This window comes from Methylobacterium sp. NPDC097929 (genome assembly GCF_049543375.1).
Lineage (GTDB): Bacteria > Pseudomonadota > Alphaproteobacteria > Rhizobiales > Beijerinckiaceae > Methylobacterium.
The window spans coordinates 157,730-173,162 of the sequence record NZ_JBMVEP010000001.1 but is presented as its reverse complement, the minus strand read 5'-3'; the positions used below and the strand labels follow the sequence as shown (position 1 = coordinate 173,162).

Annotated in this window: 17 protein-coding genes; 8 read left to right on the top strand and 9 right to left on the bottom strand. The window is 69.1% G+C overall.

Going from position 1 to position 15,433, the window contains the following annotated elements:
* Window positions 1-4: 4 nt before the first annotated feature.
* From ACPCJR_RS00775 to ACPCJR_RS00755, 5 genes are all read left to right on the top strand, one after another.
* Window positions 5-1,411, top strand: coding sequence for an ATP-binding protein (locus tag ACPCJR_RS00775; RefSeq protein ID WP_391511146.1), 1,407 nt, complete (start codon window positions 5-7; stop codon window positions 1,409-1,411).
* Between the two features lie 147 nt (window positions 1,412-1,558).
* Window positions 1,559-1,750 (top strand): hypothetical protein, encoded by a 192-nt coding sequence (locus ACPCJR_RS00770; protein ID WP_391511147.1) that lies wholly within the window; start codon window positions 1,559-1,561, stop codon window positions 1,748-1,750.
* Between the two features lie 44 nt (window positions 1,751-1,794).
* Window positions 1,795-2,976, top strand: a complete 1,182-nt coding sequence (locus ACPCJR_RS00765; RefSeq protein ID WP_391511148.1) for a pyridoxal phosphate-dependent aminotransferase — start codon at window positions 1,795-1,797, stop codon at window positions 2,974-2,976.
* Window positions 2,977-3,160: 184 nt separating this feature from the next.
* The gene (locus tag ACPCJR_RS00760; protein ID WP_391511149.1) at window positions 3,161-3,574 is read left to right on the top strand and encodes a DUF1236 domain-containing protein; all 414 of its coding nucleotides are present in this window, start codon (window positions 3,161-3,163) and stop codon (window positions 3,572-3,574) included.
* Window positions 3,575-3,819: 245 nt separating this feature from the next.
* Window positions 3,820-4,116 carry a hypothetical protein gene (locus ACPCJR_RS00755; protein WP_391511150.1) on the top strand — a complete coding sequence of 99 codons (297 nt, stop codon included), beginning with the start codon at window positions 3,820-3,822 and terminating at the stop codon, window positions 4,114-4,116.
* 8 nt (window positions 4,117-4,124) lie between these two features.
* Here ACPCJR_RS00755 and mscL read toward each other — a convergent pair whose 3' ends face one another.
* Complete coding sequence (gene mscL, locus ACPCJR_RS00750; protein ID WP_391511151.1) at window positions 4,125-4,550, bottom strand: large conductance mechanosensitive channel protein MscL; 426 nt, start codon at window positions 4,548-4,550, stop codon at window positions 4,125-4,127.
* Between the two features lie 558 nt (window positions 4,551-5,108).
* On the opposite strand from mscL, the gene ACPCJR_RS00745 reads away from it, so the two are divergent.
* Window positions 5,109-5,816 (top strand): sigma-70 family RNA polymerase sigma factor, encoded by a 708-nt coding sequence (locus tag ACPCJR_RS00745; protein WP_391511152.1) that lies wholly within the window; start codon window positions 5,109-5,111, stop codon window positions 5,814-5,816.
* Between the two features lie 19 nt (window positions 5,817-5,835).
* Here the strand turns inward: ACPCJR_RS00745 and gyrB are convergent, their stop codons facing one another.
* The 7 genes from gyrB to ACPCJR_RS00710 form a co-directional block, all read right to left on the bottom strand.
* Window positions 5,836-8,283: a DNA topoisomerase (ATP-hydrolyzing) subunit B gene (gene gyrB / locus ACPCJR_RS00740; RefSeq protein WP_391511153.1), complete on the bottom strand. Its 2,448-nt coding sequence runs from the start codon at window positions 8,281-8,283 to the stop codon at window positions 5,836-5,838.
* Window positions 8,284-8,535: 252 nt separating this feature from the next.
* On the bottom strand, window positions 8,536-9,180 hold the full coding sequence (locus tag ACPCJR_RS00735) for an MBL fold metallo-hydrolase (RefSeq protein ID WP_391511154.1): 645 nt from the start codon (window positions 9,178-9,180) through the stop codon (window positions 8,536-8,538).
* A gap of 78 nt (window positions 9,181-9,258) precedes the next feature.
* Window positions 9,259-9,663, bottom strand: a complete 405-nt coding sequence (locus ACPCJR_RS00730) for an acyl-CoA thioesterase (RefSeq protein WP_391511155.1) — start codon at window positions 9,661-9,663, stop codon at window positions 9,259-9,261.
* 82 nt (window positions 9,664-9,745) lie between these two features.
* Window positions 9,746-9,886: a hypothetical protein gene (locus ACPCJR_RS00725; RefSeq protein ID WP_391511156.1), complete on the bottom strand. Its 141-nt coding sequence runs from the start codon at window positions 9,884-9,886 to the stop codon at window positions 9,746-9,748.
* Window positions 9,887-10,091: 205 nt separating this feature from the next.
* The gene (locus ACPCJR_RS00720) at window positions 10,092-10,376 is read right to left on the bottom strand and encodes a hypothetical protein (protein ID WP_110353765.1); all 285 of its coding nucleotides are present in this window, start codon (window positions 10,374-10,376) and stop codon (window positions 10,092-10,094) included.
* Window positions 10,377-10,494: 118 nt separating this feature from the next.
* On the bottom strand, window positions 10,495-10,680 hold the full coding sequence (locus ACPCJR_RS00715; RefSeq protein WP_110353766.1) for a YegP family protein: 186 nt from the start codon (window positions 10,678-10,680) through the stop codon (window positions 10,495-10,497).
* A 172-nt stretch (window positions 10,681-10,852) separates the two neighbouring features.
* Window positions 10,853-12,403 (bottom strand): DEAD/DEAH box helicase, encoded by a 1,551-nt coding sequence (locus ACPCJR_RS00710; protein ID WP_391511157.1) that lies wholly within the window; start codon window positions 12,401-12,403, stop codon window positions 10,853-10,855.
* A 522-nt stretch (window positions 12,404-12,925) separates the two neighbouring features.
* On the opposite strand from ACPCJR_RS00710, the gene ACPCJR_RS00705 reads away from it, so the two are divergent.
* Complete coding sequence (locus tag ACPCJR_RS00705) at window positions 12,926-14,011, top strand: calcium-binding protein (RefSeq protein WP_391511158.1); 1,086 nt, start codon at window positions 12,926-12,928, stop codon at window positions 14,009-14,011.
* 85 nt (window positions 14,012-14,096) lie between these two features.
* On the opposite strand, the gene ACPCJR_RS00700 is transcribed toward ACPCJR_RS00705, so the two are convergent.
* On the bottom strand, window positions 14,097-14,333 hold the full coding sequence (locus ACPCJR_RS00700; protein ID WP_391511159.1) for a hypothetical protein: 237 nt from the start codon (window positions 14,331-14,333) through the stop codon (window positions 14,097-14,099).
* Between the two features lie 190 nt (window positions 14,334-14,523).
* On the opposite strand from ACPCJR_RS00700, the gene sseA reads away from it, so the two are divergent.
* A complete protein-coding gene (sseA, locus tag ACPCJR_RS00695; RefSeq protein WP_391511160.1) occupies window positions 14,524-15,372 on the top strand; it encodes a 3-mercaptopyruvate sulfurtransferase in 849 nt (282 codons plus the stop codon).
* Window positions 15,373-15,433: the final 61 nt, after the last annotated feature.

Genomic DNA, 15,433 nt, shown 5'->3' with positions numbered 1-15,433 from the left:
TGCCATGGCGGCCCCCGCCGGCCCCTCCGCGACCGCATCCCGCCCGACCGGCGCCCTGACGGGGCCGTTCGGCCGGATCCGAAAGATCTGGCGGCGGGTCAGCCGCGCCGTCGGCGACGTGCTGCCCAAGGGCCTCTACGCCCGCTCGCTGATCATCATCATCGCGCCGATGGTGCTGCTGCAATCGGTGATCGCCTACACCTTCATGGAGCGGCACTGGCAGCTCGTGACGCGGCGCCTCTCGGCGGCCGTCACCGCCGATGTCGCCGCACTCATGGACATCTACGAGTCCTATCCGCAGGACAAGAACGCCGAGACGCTGGGGCGCATCGCCGGCGAGCGCCTGAACCTCGATCTCGACATCCTGAAGGGGGCCAAGCTGCCGAGTCCGGGGCCGCGGCCGTTCTTCTCGATCCTCGACGAGGTGCTTTCCGACGAGATCCGCCGCCAGATCCGCCGGCCGTTCTGGATCGACACCGTGGGCCGCTCGAACCTGATCGAGATCCGGGTCGCGATTCCTGAGGGCGTGATGCGGATCACCGCCCGCCGCAACCAAGCCTACGCCTCGAACTCGCACATCTTCCTGCTCTGGATGACCGGCTCCTCGCTGGTGCTGCTCGGCGTGGCGATCCTGTTCCTGCGCAACCAGATCAAGCCGATCCTGCGGCTCTCCGCGGTGGCGGAGGGGTTCGGCAAGGGGCGGGAGATCGAGTTCAAGCCCCGCGGCGCCCGCGAGGTCCGGCAGGCGGGCCATGCCTTCATCGAGATGAAGCGGCGCATCGAGCGCGCCATGGAGCAGCGCACGGCCATGCTCAACGGCGTGAGCCACGACCTGCGCACCATCATCACCCGCTTCAAGCTCTCGCTCGCCCTGGTCGAGCAGACACCGGAGGTGGAGGATCTCCAGCGCGACGTGGACGAGATGAGCCGGATGTTGGAGGGCTACCTCGCCTTCGCCCGGGGGGATTCCGCCGAGACCGCCGCCGAGACCGACATGCGCACCATGCTGGAGGATCTGCGCAGCGACGTGGAGCGGCTGGGCGCCCATGTCGAGGCGGTCGAGCTCGACGGGCACCCGACGGTGACCGTGCGGCCGGACGCCTTCCGGCGCTGCCTGTTCAACCTCGCCGCCAACGCCGCGCGCTACGCCGACACCGTGGCCATCTCGGGCAAGCGCGAGCACCGCTCCTTCCTCGTCTCGATCGACGACGACGGACCGGGCATCCCGGTCGAGAGCCGGGAGGAGGTGTTCAAGCCGTTCGTGCGTCTCGACGACGCGCGCCAGGATGCGGGCGGCTCGGGTCTCGGCCTGGCCATCGCCCGCGACATCGCCAGGGCGCATGGCGGCGATGTCGCGCTGCAGGACAGCCCGCTGGGCGGCCTGCGGGCGACGGTGCGGATCCCCGCCTGAAGCCTGTTTGGCCGTCGTCGAAGCGTGAGCGTCGAGATTCTGAGCCGGCGGGAGTTTCCTCCGGCGGAACGGCGATGCTAAGACCGCCGCTGCCTGATTTTCGTTCGGGCCGCGCCGCGGCCCCTCACGCTTCGCGAGTGTCGTCGAATGAACCCGCTGGTTCCGCTCCTGTCCCTGCTGCTCCTCCCCATCGGCGCGGTCCTCGCCGTGCTCTTCCTGGATACGGGGATCGAGCCGGCCCTGTTCTGGGCCTCGGTCAAGACCTTCGCGATCCTGTTCGTCGTCGGCGGCGCGATCTCCTTCGCCGCGAGCCGGCTCGCCGAGCGCTCCCAGGCCTGAAGCGGCGCGCACCCGTCCGCGCTCCTGAGCGAGGGCCGCAGGTCGTGATGCGAACCGTCCCCGCCTTCGGCCGGATCGGCGAGGAGAACGCCTTCGCCGTCCTCGCCCGTGCGGGCGCTCTGGCGGCCCAGGGCCGGGACATCGTCAATCTCGGCATCGGCCAGCCGGATTTTCCGACGCCGCCCCACATCGTGGAAGCGGGCGTCAAGGCGCTGCGCGACGGCCATCACGGCTACACCCCGGCCGTCGGCATTCCTGCGCTCCGCGAGGCGGTGGCGCGCGACATCCTTCGGCGCCACGGCGTCGAGGTTTCGCCCGATTCGGTCATGGTGGTGCCGGGCGGCAAGGTCACCATGTTCATGGCGATCCTGATGTTCGGCGAGCCCGGCGCCGAGATTCTCTACCCCGATCCCGGTTTTCCGATCTATCGCTCGATGATCGAGTTCACCGGGGCCACCCCGGTGCCGGTGCCGATCCGCGAGGCCAACGGCTTCGCCGTCTCGGCACAGGAGACCCTATCCCTCGTCACGGAGCGCACGCGCCTCCTGATCGTCAACTCGCCGGCCAACCCGACCGGTGGCGTGACGCCGAAGGCGGAAGTCGATGCCCTGGTGAAGGGCCTCGCGGCCCATCCGGATCTCGCCGTGCTCTCGGACGAGATCTACGGCACCATGACCTATGACGGGCAGGCGCACGTCTCGCTGCTCGGCTATCCCGAGATCCGCGACCGGCTGATCACCCTCGACGGCGCCTCGAAGACCTACGCGATGACGGGCTGGCGTCTCGGCTGGTCGGTCTGGCCGAAGCCGTTCTACGACGCCGCCCGCAAGCTCGCGGTGAACTCGTTCTCCTGCGTGAACGCCGCCGCGCAGTGGGCCGGGGTCGCGGCGCTCGACGGCCCGCAGGACTGCGTGACCGAGATGATGGCTGCCTTCGACCGCCGCCGCAGCCTCATCGTGGACGGCCTCAATGCCATTCCCGGCCTGTCCTGCATCGTGCCCAAGGGCGCCTTCTACGCTTTCCCGAACGTCGCCGGGACCGGTTGGAAGGCGAAGGCACTTGCCTCCGCGCTTCTGGAGGACGCGGGTGTGGCCGTGATCGGCGGACCCGATTTCGGCATCCACGGCGAGGGCTATCTGCGCCTCTCCTACGCCAACTCAGCCGAGAACATCGAAAGCGCCCTGGCGCGCGTGGCCGAGTTCCTCGCGCGGACGCGCCCCGCCTGAGCGGAAAAGATACGCGCCGCTGCAAGGAGGCGATCCGCGAAGGTTCATCTCCGCTTTGTGGGAACGGCAGCAATCTCGGCCTTTCTCACCTTTTCGTGCATCCCTATCCGCCGATCGGGCGTTGTTGGGGCATGCTTCGCCGCATTCACGGTGCGGTGAACGTCGCAACGACGGAGATCCACGAATGAAGATCAAGACCCTTCTCGCCGCCTCTGCCCTCGCCCTCTCCCTGCCCATGGCGGCTCAGGCTCAGGGCACCCTGCGCGGTGCCGAGCGCGGTGCCGAGGACGGCGCGGCGGCGGCCGGCCCGATCGGCGGAATCGTCGGCGGCGCGGTCGGCGCGGCGACCGGCACGATCGGCGGCATTCTCGGCGTCGAGGATCGTCCGCGCTTCCGCTCCTACGTCCGCGAGCGCAACGTGCGCTCCTACGATTACGACGGTCGCCTCGCCGTCGGCAGCACCCTGCCCGATTCCGGCGTGACCTATTACGAGGTTCCCTCGGAGTACAAGGTCACCCGCGGCACCCGCTACACCGTCGTGAACGATCGGCCGGTGCTGGTCGATGGCCGCCACCGGGTCATCGAAGTGCTCGACTAACGATCGATGATGTGCCGCACGTCTTGGTGCGGTTCGATCCGGCCCCGGCACCCTGTGTGCCGGGGCCGTTTTGTTGAGGAGGCCGGCCCTTTCGTATCCGTTCGACCGACGCCGAGTGTTCGAGCCTGCGCGTTTCGGTGTCGTCTCGCACCTTTGCAAAATCGTCCCGGTGAGATCGCTCGCAACGCTGTCCGTCTTCAATCGTTGAAGTGACCGAGACCTTCGCGCCCCGATCAGGACAGACGATGACCACGCCCGATCCGACGCCCGAGAACGCCTCCGACAGCCCGCCCCTGCCGGAATCCGTACGCGACCATCTCGGCCACGAGTTGCGCGGCGTCCTCACCGAGGTCGTGCCCGAACCGCGCTATCTCGGCGACGAGCAGCCGGCCGTGCCGCCGAAATTCGAGCCGCAGATCCGTCGGCTGGAGACCCGGTTGAAGACCCACGAAGAGGGCACCGAGGCGGTCGAGCAGGCGCTCGACCGCATTCTCGACGCCTTCGGGATCGCGCCGCCGGACAACGACGCCACCAAGCCCTGAGGAGGGGCTCAGGCCCTCCGGGCGGCCAGGAGATCGCGGATCTCCGACAGGAGCTTCACGTCCGCCGGCACCTCGGCGACGGCCTCCGGCTTGGCCTCCTCCCGCGATTTCAGGGAGTTCATGGCGCGGATCACGAGGAAGAGCACGAAGGCGACGATGGTGAAGTTGACGGCGAGCGTCAGGAACTGGCCGTAGCCGACCACCGCGCCGACCTTCTTGGCATCGGCATAGGCCATGCCGGACTGCACCTTGGACGAGAGCGGGATGTAGTAGTTCGAGAAGTCGAGTCCGCCCGTGATCGCGCCGACGATCGGCATGATAATGTCCTGCACCAGCGAATTGACGATGGCGCCGAAAGCGGCGCCGATGATCACGCCGACAGCGAGATCGACCACGTTGCCGCGCAGGGCAAACTTCTTGAATTCTTCAAGCATCCTGGGACTCCCGCCGAAAATGGCCGCGCTGGAGCATCGTCCCGAAAGGTGGCTGCCGGCTTTCGGAGAGAGACGATGCGAAACAAGAGGCTCGAACATCGTGCCGGATACGACATCCGGCACGATGTTCTCAACGCGGGAAACTAAGACGGGCGATCCTGGCGCCAAGAGGATACGGGCCCGCGTCCGCGCGCCCCATACCGGCCTCATCTCGCCTGCGCGGTCCAACCCTCGCGGCGACCGAGCCTGTCACTTCGACCGAGGCACATTCCACCGACCGGCAATCCGAATCGGTCGGATCAGGCCAAGCTTCGTGCGATCAGCCTTGGAAGCAGAAGCGTGCCTTAGGGCAATGTTCAGCCTCTGCCGACGCCGGGCGGTTAGTTTCGCAGATACCTTCGGAAACAAAAAAACTGGTTCCGATCCGTTCCTTTGCTCGGCGGGACGAGAGCCGATCACTCCGCCGAAGCGTCCGTTTAGAGTCAGTTCATTTTTCAATTGCTACCGAACAGGGACTACTTCGCACGCTCCCCGACGCAACCCGAGGCTTCCCTTCGGATGATCGACGACCCGACGCACCCCCTCTTGCCAGAAGCTCCCGGTGAAAACCGGGGCGAAGCGGCAAAAGCCGTGCCCGGTCACCTCACCTTGGCCCTGCGCGACTATTTCGATCTGGCCGGACAGGCCCCTCTCCCGAACCGGTTGGCCGAACTCATCCAGCAGTTCGAGGCGGCGCTCGCCGTCCATGGCACTCGGATGGAGGTGATCTTCCGGGACGATCTCGTGAAGGCGCTGCCGATGCTGCGCACCTTCGCGATCTCGCTCACCGCCAACCCGGCCCGGGCCGACGACCTGGTTCAGGAGACCATGGTCAAGGCCTGGGCGAACCGAGAGCGCTTCACGCCGGGCACCAACTTCACGGCGTGGCTGTTCACGATCCTGCGCAACCAGTTCTACACCGAAGTGCGCAAGGGCCGCCGGGAAGTGGAAGATGCCGACGGCGTTCATGCCGGCATGCTCACGGCGCATCCGGATCAGGAGCACGCGGCGGGCCTGCGCATGGTGATGAACCTGATCGGCACATTGCCGCTGCCGCAGCGGCAGGCCCTGTTGCTCGTGGGTGCGGAAGGCTTCACCTACGAGGAGGCCGCCGAGCAGCTCGGCTGTCAGGTCGGCACGGTGAAGAGCCGCGTCAGCCGGGCGCGGGCCTTCCTCGTCAGCTCGTACGAGGGCTTGCCGGACGGCCTCTCGGCGGCACGGGTCTGATCCCGCGCCACCGGACAGCTTACACGTCGAGATTGGCCACGCTGAGTGCGTTTTCCTGGATGAACTCGCGCCGCGGCTCGACCACGTCGCCCATCAGCTTGACGAACAGGTCGTCGGCGTCGGTCGTATCCTTGACCTTCACCTGCAGCAGCGAGCGCACGTCGCGGTCGAGGGTCGTCTCCCAGAGCTGCTGGGCCGTCATCTCGCCCAGCCCCTTGTAGCGCTGCAGCTGCAGCCCCTTGCGGCCGAAGGCCATCACCGCCTCGAACAAGCCGACCGGTCCGTAGAGTTCGGTCTCGTCACCCTTGCGGGCTAGCGTCACCGGCTCGGCGTAGATCTCGCGCAGGGTCTCGGCCCGCTCGGCGAGGCGGCGCGCCTCCTGCGAGGAGAGCAGCGTGGCATCGAGGTTCGCGACCTGGGTGACGCTGCGCAAGGTGCGGCTGAAGACGTAGCCGCCCTCCGAGGCTGCGCCGGTCCAGCCCTTCTCGATCTCGTCGGCGATCCGGTCGAGCCGCTTGGCGGTGCGGTCGGCCAGCACCTCCGCCTCGCCGGGATGCTCGGCGGCGTCCTTCTCGAAGGCGCCCGCCAGCACCGCCTGCTCGACCACGGCGCGGTCGTAGCGGGTGTGGAGGCTGCCGAGGATGCCGCGGAAGGCGCGAGCCTCCTCCACCAGGGTCTTGAGCTGCGGGCCACCGAACTCGGTGCCGGAGGCCAGCCGCAGCACGGCACCTTCGACGCCCTGATCGATCAGGTAATCTTCCAGCGCCCGCTCGTCCTTGAGGTAGAGCACGCGCCGCCCCCGCTCCGCTTTGTAGAGCGGCGGCTGAGCGATGTAGAGGTGCCCGCGCTCGATCAGCTCCGGCATCTGGCGGAAGAAGAACGTCAGGAGCAGGGTTCGGATGTGCGAGCCGTCCACGTCCGCATCGGTCATGATGATGATGCGGTGGTAGCGCAGCTTGTCCGGGTTGAAGCCCTCGCGATCGGTGCTCGAGCGGCCGATGCCGGCGCCGAGCGCCGTGATCAGCGTGCCGATCTCGGCCGAGGACAGCATCCGGTCGGCGCGGACCCGCTCGACGTTCAGGATCTTCCCGCGCAGCGGCAGAACCGCCTGGAAGGTCCGGTCGCGGCCCTGCTTGGCCGAGCCGCCGGCGGAATCGCCCTCCACCAGCAGCAGCTCGCACTTCGACGGATCGCGCTCCTGGCAATCGGCGAGCTTGCCGGGCAGCGAGGCGATGTCGAGCGCGCCCTTGCGGGTGATGGTCTCGCGCGCCTTGCGCGCCGCCTCGCGGGCGGCGGCCGCCAGCACGACCTTCGCCATCACCGAGCGCGCCTGGGCCGGATTCTCCTCCAGCCAGGTCGAGAGGCCCTCGTTGAGGATGTTCTCGACCGCCGGGCGCACCTCGGACGAGACGAGCTTGTCCTTGGTCTGCGAGGAGAATTTCGGATCGGGCACCTGCACCGAGATGACCGCGGTCAGCCCCTCGCGGCAATCGTCGCCGGTGAGGGAGACCTTCTCCTTCTTGGCGATGCCCGAGGATTCGGCGTAGCCGGTCATCTGGCGCGTCAGCGCGGCGCGGAAGCCCGCCATATGCGTGCCGCCGTCGCGTTGCGGGATGTTGTTGGTGAACGGCAGGACCGTCTCGTTGAACGAGTCGTTCCACCAGAACGCCACCTCGACGCGGATGCCGTCGCGCTCGCCGAGCACGGTCACGGGCTTGGCCATGCCGTCGACGGGTTTGCGGGAGCGGTCGAGATAGCGCACGAAAGCCTCGACGCCGCCCTCGTAGCACAGCTCCTCGCGCTTGTGCTCGGCGTGGCGGGCGTCGGTGAGCACGATGCGCACGCCCGAATTCAGGAAGGCGAGTTCGCGCAGGCGCTTTTCCAGCGTCGGATAATCGAACTCCGTCATCGTGAAGGTTTCGGTCGAGGGCAGGAAAGTCACCTCCGTGCCGCGCCGGTCGCCCGCCGGACCGACCACCTCCAACGGCGCCACCGCATCGCCGTGGCGGAACTCCATCCGGTGCTCCTTGCCAGCGCGCCAGATTCGCAGCTTGAGGCTGGTAGAGAGCGCGTTGACGACCGAGACACCGACGCCGTGCAGGCCACCCGAGACCTTGTAGGAGTTCTGGTCGAACTTCCCGCCGGCATGGAGCTGGGTCATGATGACCTCGGCCGCCGAGACCCCCTCCTCCTTGTGGATGTCGGTGGGGATGCCGCGCCCGTTGTCGGAGACCGTCACGGAGCCGTCGGCGTTGAGCGTCACGGTCACGAGGTCGGCATGGCCGGCCAGCGCCTCGTCGATGGCGTTGTCCACCACCTCGTAGATCATGTGGTGGAGGCCGGAACCGTCGTCGGTGTCGCCGATATACATGCCGGGCCGCTTGCGCACGGCATCCAGGCCCTTGAGAACGCGGATCGATTCCGCGCCGTAGTCATCGGCGTGTTCAGTGTTCGGGGAGTCAGCCATGAAATTCCTCGGGCAGGCGGCTCGCGAGCCTCTTTTCGACACCGGCCGGGCCGGGCGTGCCTGCTATCTCCGTGTCGCATTCATATAGGCGTTCCCCCCTGATTTTGCATCGCTTTTCGCGTCGGGAAAGCGCCGCTACGACCCGCTTTGTGACGCGGTTCTCGTTAATCCTCCGTTAGGCGCGCCGGCCGGTCGGCTGCCCTCCCGTGGGCGAGCCGCCCAGCGGCGCGCGATCGTGAGCATCCCTGCCGGTCAGTCCTGCAGGAACGGGTTCGTCGCCCGCTCCTGACCCAGCGTGCCGGTCGGCCCGTGGCCGGGGATGAAGGCCACGTCGTCGCCGAGCGGCAGCACCTTCTCCTTGATCATGCGGATGAGCTGCTCGTGGCTGCCTCCGGGCAGGTCGGTGCGGCCGACAGAGCCCTGGAACACCACGTCGCCGACCAGGGCGAAGCGGGCGTCGCGGCTCATGAAGACGACGCTGCCCGGGGAATGGCCGGGGGCGTGCCAGATGTCGAAGGTCAGGCCTCCGACGGTGACGGCGTCGCCCTCGTTCAGCCAGCGGTCCGGCGCGATCGCGCGGGCGCCCTCCAGGCCGTAGCTCGCGCCGGTCTCGGGCAGCGAGTCGAGCAGGAACTTGTCCGCCTCGTGCGGCCCCTCGACGGGCACGCCCAGCAGTTCCTTGAGCTCCGCGGCGCCGCCGGCATGGTCGATATGGCCGTGCGTCAGCAGGATCTTCTCGACGGTGACGCCCTGCGAACGGATGGCCGCCTCGATTCGGTCGAGATCCCCGCCCGGATCGACCACCGCGCCGACCTTCGTGGCATCGTCCCAGATCAGGGTGCAGTTCTGCTGGAACGGGGTGACCGGGATGATCGCGGCGCGGGGCGTGGCGGGCATGCGGACTCGTCTGGCTCTCGTGGACGGCTCTCGTCCGGTTCTAGCCCGCCACCGGGCGAAGCGCCAATGCGGGCCCGCTCAGGTCTGGACAGGGATCGGACGGGGCCGGCCCTCGTCGTCGATGGCGACGAAGGTGAAGGTCGCCTCCGTCACCTTCTCGCGGAACTGCGTCTGGAAGCGGCGCGCCCAGGCTTCGAGGTGGATCTTCATCGACGTGCGCCCGACATGGCCGATCCGGGTGTAGACGCACAGCACGTCCCCGACGCGCACGGGGCGGATGAAGGTCATCGCATCGACCGCCACCGTGACGACCCGGCCCTGGGCCCGCTCGACCCCGGCGATGCCGCCGGCCTGATCCATCTGCGAGAGCACCCAGCCGCCGAAGATGTCGCCGTTGGCGTTGGTGTCGGCGGGCATGGCGATGGTGCGCACCGTCAGGTCGCCGATCGGATGCTCCTCGTCCCCGTCGATCGCCCGCGTCATCGCCCCCTCCCCCGTCCGCGACTCGTTGATGGGAGCCAAGCACGGCCGCAGGATGCGCGCCAGGGCCGGCCCGAAGCCCGCGTCAGGGCATGATCCCGGCGAGCTTCAAGCCGGCGGCGAGGATGATCGCCGCCGCGCAGACGAAGAGTTCGAGGGGGATGTCCTGCCAGGACAGGTTGCGGAAGCGCGCCGCCGCGCGCTGCTGCGTCACGAGATCGATCATCGGGCGTCCTCCAGAGCGGCCCGTCTGACGCGGGCCGGCTCGGCAAGGTATGATCCTATAACGGTTCGGCCTCCGGCGGCCAGCGCCCCGGCGACAACGACCCTGTGACCGTCGCCCAAGGAAAAACCCCGGGGCGAGGCTCCGGGGTCTTCGGCGTCGGGCCGTCTCGATCGCGCGCCCCGCAATGCCGGGCGCGCGGTTCGGCTCAGTAGTAGAACCGGCGCGGGCCGTAGAACCGGCGCGGACCACCGTAGAAGCGGCGGCCGTAATAGGGGCGACGGTAGAACGGGCGCGGGCCGTAGAAGCGGCGGCCGTAATACGGACGCGGACCCCAGCCGCGACGGTAGTACTGCGCCTTCTCGGCGGCGACCGGTGCCGCGTCGGCCACTAGGGCAGCGGCCGGGCCGACCGGGGCGGCCGAAGCGCCCTGCGGGGCGACCGCGACGAGGCCGAGGGCCATCAGCGCGGCGATCAGGAGTTTTTTCAGCAAGTCTGCATTCCCTCTACGGCAATCGCGAACGCACATGCCTCTGCCGGCATGCCGCCGAGGCCCAAACGCACGAGCGACCGAAAGGGTTTCGCGGAGTCCCGCCGGGGCGGGGTGACAATCAGGCGATCTTCATCGTCATGTCGACGGTGGACGCCTCGCCGCTGCGCTTCACCAAGGCGATGGCGTGCTCGCAATCCTCCCGGCGGACATAGCCCTCGCCGGAATCGGCGATGACGTTGCCGTTCTGGACCCGGAGGCGCCAGCGCCACTCGCCACCCGCGTCACGATAGAGTTCGAAGCGCATCCCGCATCCCTCCTGCCGGACCGCGCGTCGAAAAAAGCGCGGCGCGGGATAGAACGCATCCCGCGCCGAAAGGATCGATTCGGATTGTCTCACGAAGCGCCCGCTCGGGACCCAACCTGACGCGGAGGGCTCAGCAGGCGTTTCGCGAGGGATGGACGGCGCGCTGAGCCGATCAGGAGCGCGGAGCGCGATCGAGCCAGCCGATCGCGCGGCCGCCCTCGCCGCCGGAGCGGCCGGGCTGGCCGTCGGGACGACGGGCGCCGCCGTTCGGACGACCGCCCTGCGGACGTGCGCCCTGGGGCCGGGCTGCCTGGGGCCGACCCTCGCCGGCCCGCTCGGGACGGCGCTGATCGGGCCGCGGCGCGTCGGAGCGGGGCGCACCGGAGCGCTGGTCCTGCCGGTGACCCGGCTGACCCGGGCGACCGCCACGGCCCTCGTGCGCGCGCGGCTCGCCGCGTCCCTCTCCACGCCCCTCGCCGCCGCGACCGCCGGGGCGGCCCTGGCGCTGGCCGGGACGGCCCTGCGGCTGGCGCGGCGGACGGCGCGCCTCCTCGGCGGCCGTCTCCTGCGCCTCCTGGCGGGACGGGGGCGCGAAGCCCTCCGGGAAGCCGGCCACCGGCACCTTCTGGCGCGTGGTGCGCTCGATGTCGCGGAGATACGCGCGCTCCTCGTCGTTGCAGAACGAGATCGCCTGACCTTCGGCGCCGGCGCGGGCCGTGCGGCCGATCCGGTGGACGTAGGATTCGGGGACGTTCGGCAGGTCGTAGTTCACGACGTGGGTCACACCCTCGACATCGATGCCGCGGGCGGCGATGTCGGTGGCGACCAGCACCCGGCAGGAGCCGTCGCGGAAGGCGGCCAGCGCCCGCTCGCGCTGCGGCTGGCTCTTGTTGCCGTGGATCGCCGCGCCGACGATGCCGGCCTTGTCGAGACCGCGCACCACCCGGTCCGCGCCGTGCTTGGTGCGGGTGAAGACGAGCACCCGCTCGATCTTGGGATCGCGCAGGATGTGGTTCAGCAGCGCCTGCTTGGCGCCGGTGTGGCAGAAGATGACCTGCTGCTCGACGCGCTCGGCGGTGGTCGCCACGGGCGTCACCGCGACCTGCACTGGGTTGGAGAGATACTGGTCGGCGAGCCCGGCGATGTTCTTCGGCATGGTGGCCGAGAAGAACAGGCTCTGGCGCCGCGCCGGCAGCATCTTCACGATGCGCTTGAGCGCGTGGATGAAGCCGAGGTCGAGCATCTGGTCGGCCTCGTCGAGGACGAGGATCTCGACGCCCTCGAGCGTCAGCGCCCGCCGGTCGACGAGGTCGATCAGGCGGCCCGGCGTGGCGACGAGGATGTCAACGCCCGGCGCGACCGCGCGCTCCTGACGGCTGATGTTCACGCCGCCGAACACGACCGTGTTGGTGTAGGGCAGATGGCGGGAATAGTCGGAGAAGCTCTCGGCGATCTGGCTCGCCAGCTCGCGGGTCGGCGAGAGGACGAGGACGCGGCAGCCGCGGCGCGGGGCGCGGCGGTTGTCGAGCGAGAGGCGGTGCAGGATCGGCAGGGCGAAGGCGGCGGTCTTGCCGGTGCCGGTCTGGGCGATGCCGCAGAGGTCGCGGCCCTCCATCGCGGCCGGAATGGCCTGCGACTGGATCGGCGTCGGCGTCACGTAGCCGGCCTCGGCAAGCGCGCGCAGGACGGGCTCGGCAAGGCCGAAATCGGTAAACTGGGTCAAGTGGGTACTTTCGAGGCAGCTGAACCCGGGGCCGGCGAGCAAGGCTCACGCGGGATCGTCGGCGGGTCCGTCGGTCCGGAAGGCGGCCCGCGTGATGGGGCAGCCTGGGGTGCATGCACGTTGAAGAGAGGGGCCGGGGCGCGATCTCGAAACGAGACGCGAACCGTCACGCAGCCCCCTCAAGCGACCCCGTTCGGCCGCTGACGCTGCACCTGCGATATGCGACGTTGCACCTGCGAAGTCAATGACGGTGCCTCACCCGACAGTGGGCCGGCCGCCACGGACGATCGCCGCATTGAAGAACGCACTCGCGCCGCAAAACAGCTTTCGAAGCCTCTCCTGACGGCAAAGCTCGATACGCTCAAGTCTAAATCCCTTCATTTGAAATGACGGCGCACACAGCGCGCCGATTTTTATCATTTATTGTACTAACCAAAAATATTCATTCCGGCGGGAACCGCCCCACGTCTGCATTGGATGCCAGGACGGCTGCTTGGCGGCTCTGTGGGCAGGAGACAGACGATGGCGATCATTTCGGGAACGAACGGGGACAACATTCTCAACGGCACGGCCGGCGACGACATCATTCTTGGATTGCTCGGGAACGACACCATCTCCGACCCGGGCGGCTTCAACCGGATCGACGGCCAGGACGGAAACGACACGATCACCGGCGGCACCGGACTCGACTTCATCGCCGGCGGGCCGGGCAACGACACGATCTTCGGCGGGAACGGCGCCGACCAGATCATCGGCGAGGCCGGCAACGACACGATCTACGGTCAGGACGGCGACGACTACGCGGCCGGCAATCCCGGTGACGACGCCCTCTACGGCGGATCGGGGAACGACTTCCTGGTCGGCGAGGCGGGCGCCGACCTCGTCGTCGGCGAGGCGGGCAACGACTTCGTGGCCGGCGGCGACGACTACGACACCGTCCGCGGCGGCGACGGCGACGACCTCGTCGATGGCGACGCGGGCAACGACCTCCTGTTCGGGGACGCGGGCAACGACACCGTCTTCGGCGATTTCGGCGACGACCGGATGTCGGGCGGCTCGGGCGCCAACATCCTCGACGGGGCGGTCGGCACCGACACGGCGGTGTTCGCCTTCAACTTCGCCGATGCCCGGGTCTCGTCGGCCGGCACCCTGTCCATCATTGGCGGTTCGAACTCGACCGATACGGTCAAGAACACCGAGATCTTCGAGTTCGCCGACCGCGCGATCGTGCAGGGCGACGGCAACGCGCTCGTCGACGACCTGTTCTACTTCAGCCGCTACGGTGACGTTTACCGGAACGGCAACGACGCCGAGCAGCACTACAACGATTACGGCTGGCGCGAGGGCCGCGATCCGAACGCCTTCTTCGACACGAAGGGCTATCTGGCGGCCTACAAGGACGTCGCGGCGGCCGGCATCAACCCCCTCGAGCACTACCTGACCTACGGCTGGAAGGAGGGACGTGATCCCTCGGCGCAGTTCGACACCAAGGCCTACCTCTCGGCCTACGGGGATGTGGCGGCAGCGGGCCTCAACCCCCTGCAGCACTATCTCGAATACGGCGCCGTTGAGGGCCGTTCGACCTTCGGCGACGGCACCTTCGCCTGAGCAGCATCGGGCCGCCCGCGGCGCATGGATGATCGGTGCGGTTCCGCGAGGTCTCGCTCGTGGGGCCGCATCAGTGCGGCGTGGCCTACCCTTCGTCGAACCGGCTCATTCGGAAGACCTCGATCCCCGCCCCGTCGATCACCCGCACCGCCTCCGCGGCCGGACGGCTGCGTTGCGGCACCCGCGCCCGGGCGAACATCCGCCGCGCGCGCTCCTCGGCGCCCTCCCGGGTCGGCGTGCGAACCGAGATCCGCTGCTGGACGCCCCCCGGCGCGTCGGCCTCCTCGGGGCCGAGCACCTCAATGTGATAGGTCTCTCGCACGTCGTTTCGGCTCCTCGCCTCTCTCGATCGGGGCATACCGCAAGATCGGGCCGCCCGCAGGCCGGCGAAAGGGCGCCGGACAAACGGGACGCGGTGACGCGGGGGTTTCCCATCCCCGGCCTTGCCGAAACCTCGCCGATGCCGGATGTGGTGTCTGACCGCCGGGGCAGACTCGCGAGCGAGGAGATCCATGACGACATCGCCCTTCGTGACGCCGGACTGGCTGCACCAGCGCCTGAGCGCGCCCGACATCGTCGTGCTCGACGCCTCGTGGTACCTGCCGGCGCAGGGGCGCGACGCCGAGGCCGAGTACCGGGCGGCGCATGTTCCCGGCGCCATCCGCTTCGACCTCGACGCGATGAGCGACACCGAATCTCCCCTTCCGCACATGCTGCCCCGGCCCGAGGTGTTCTCCTCGCGGATGCGGGCGCTCGGCGTCGGCGACGGGGCGCAGGTGGTCGTCTATGACGGGATGGGCCTGTTCTCGGCTCCGCGGGTGCGCTGGATGCTGCAGACCTTCGGCATGCGCGACGTCTCGATCCTGGAAGGCGGCCTGCCGGCCTGGATCGCGGCCGGCTACCCCACCGAGGACGGCGAGGGCCGCCCGCGGGACCGGCGCCACTTCACCGCCCGGCTCGACAACGGCGCCGTGGCCGACGCGGGCGACATCGCCCGGGCCCTGGCCGGCGGCACGGTCCAGGTGGTCGATGCCCGCTCCGGGCCGCGCTTCCGCGGCGAGGAGGCCGAGCCGCGCGCGGGCGTGCGCCCCGGCCACATGCCCGGCGCCAAGAACCTCCACTACGCCGCCCTCCAGGCCAATGGCCGCCTGCGGGACGAAGCCTCCCTGCGCGCGGCGATCGCCGAGGCCGGGGTCGATCTCGGCCAGCCCGTGATCACGACCTGCGGCTCCGGCGTGACGGCGGCCATCGTCGCGCTGGCGCTGGAGACGCTCGGGCGACCGCCGCGGGCCCTCTACGACGGCTCGTGGGCGGAATGGGGCTCGGATCCCGCCCGCCCCGTCGAGACGGGGCCGGCCTGACGGCGCGGCCGTCGTCCCCCCCCCTCTCCCGCCGGAGGCATCGCGCGATGCGGGGCGGGAA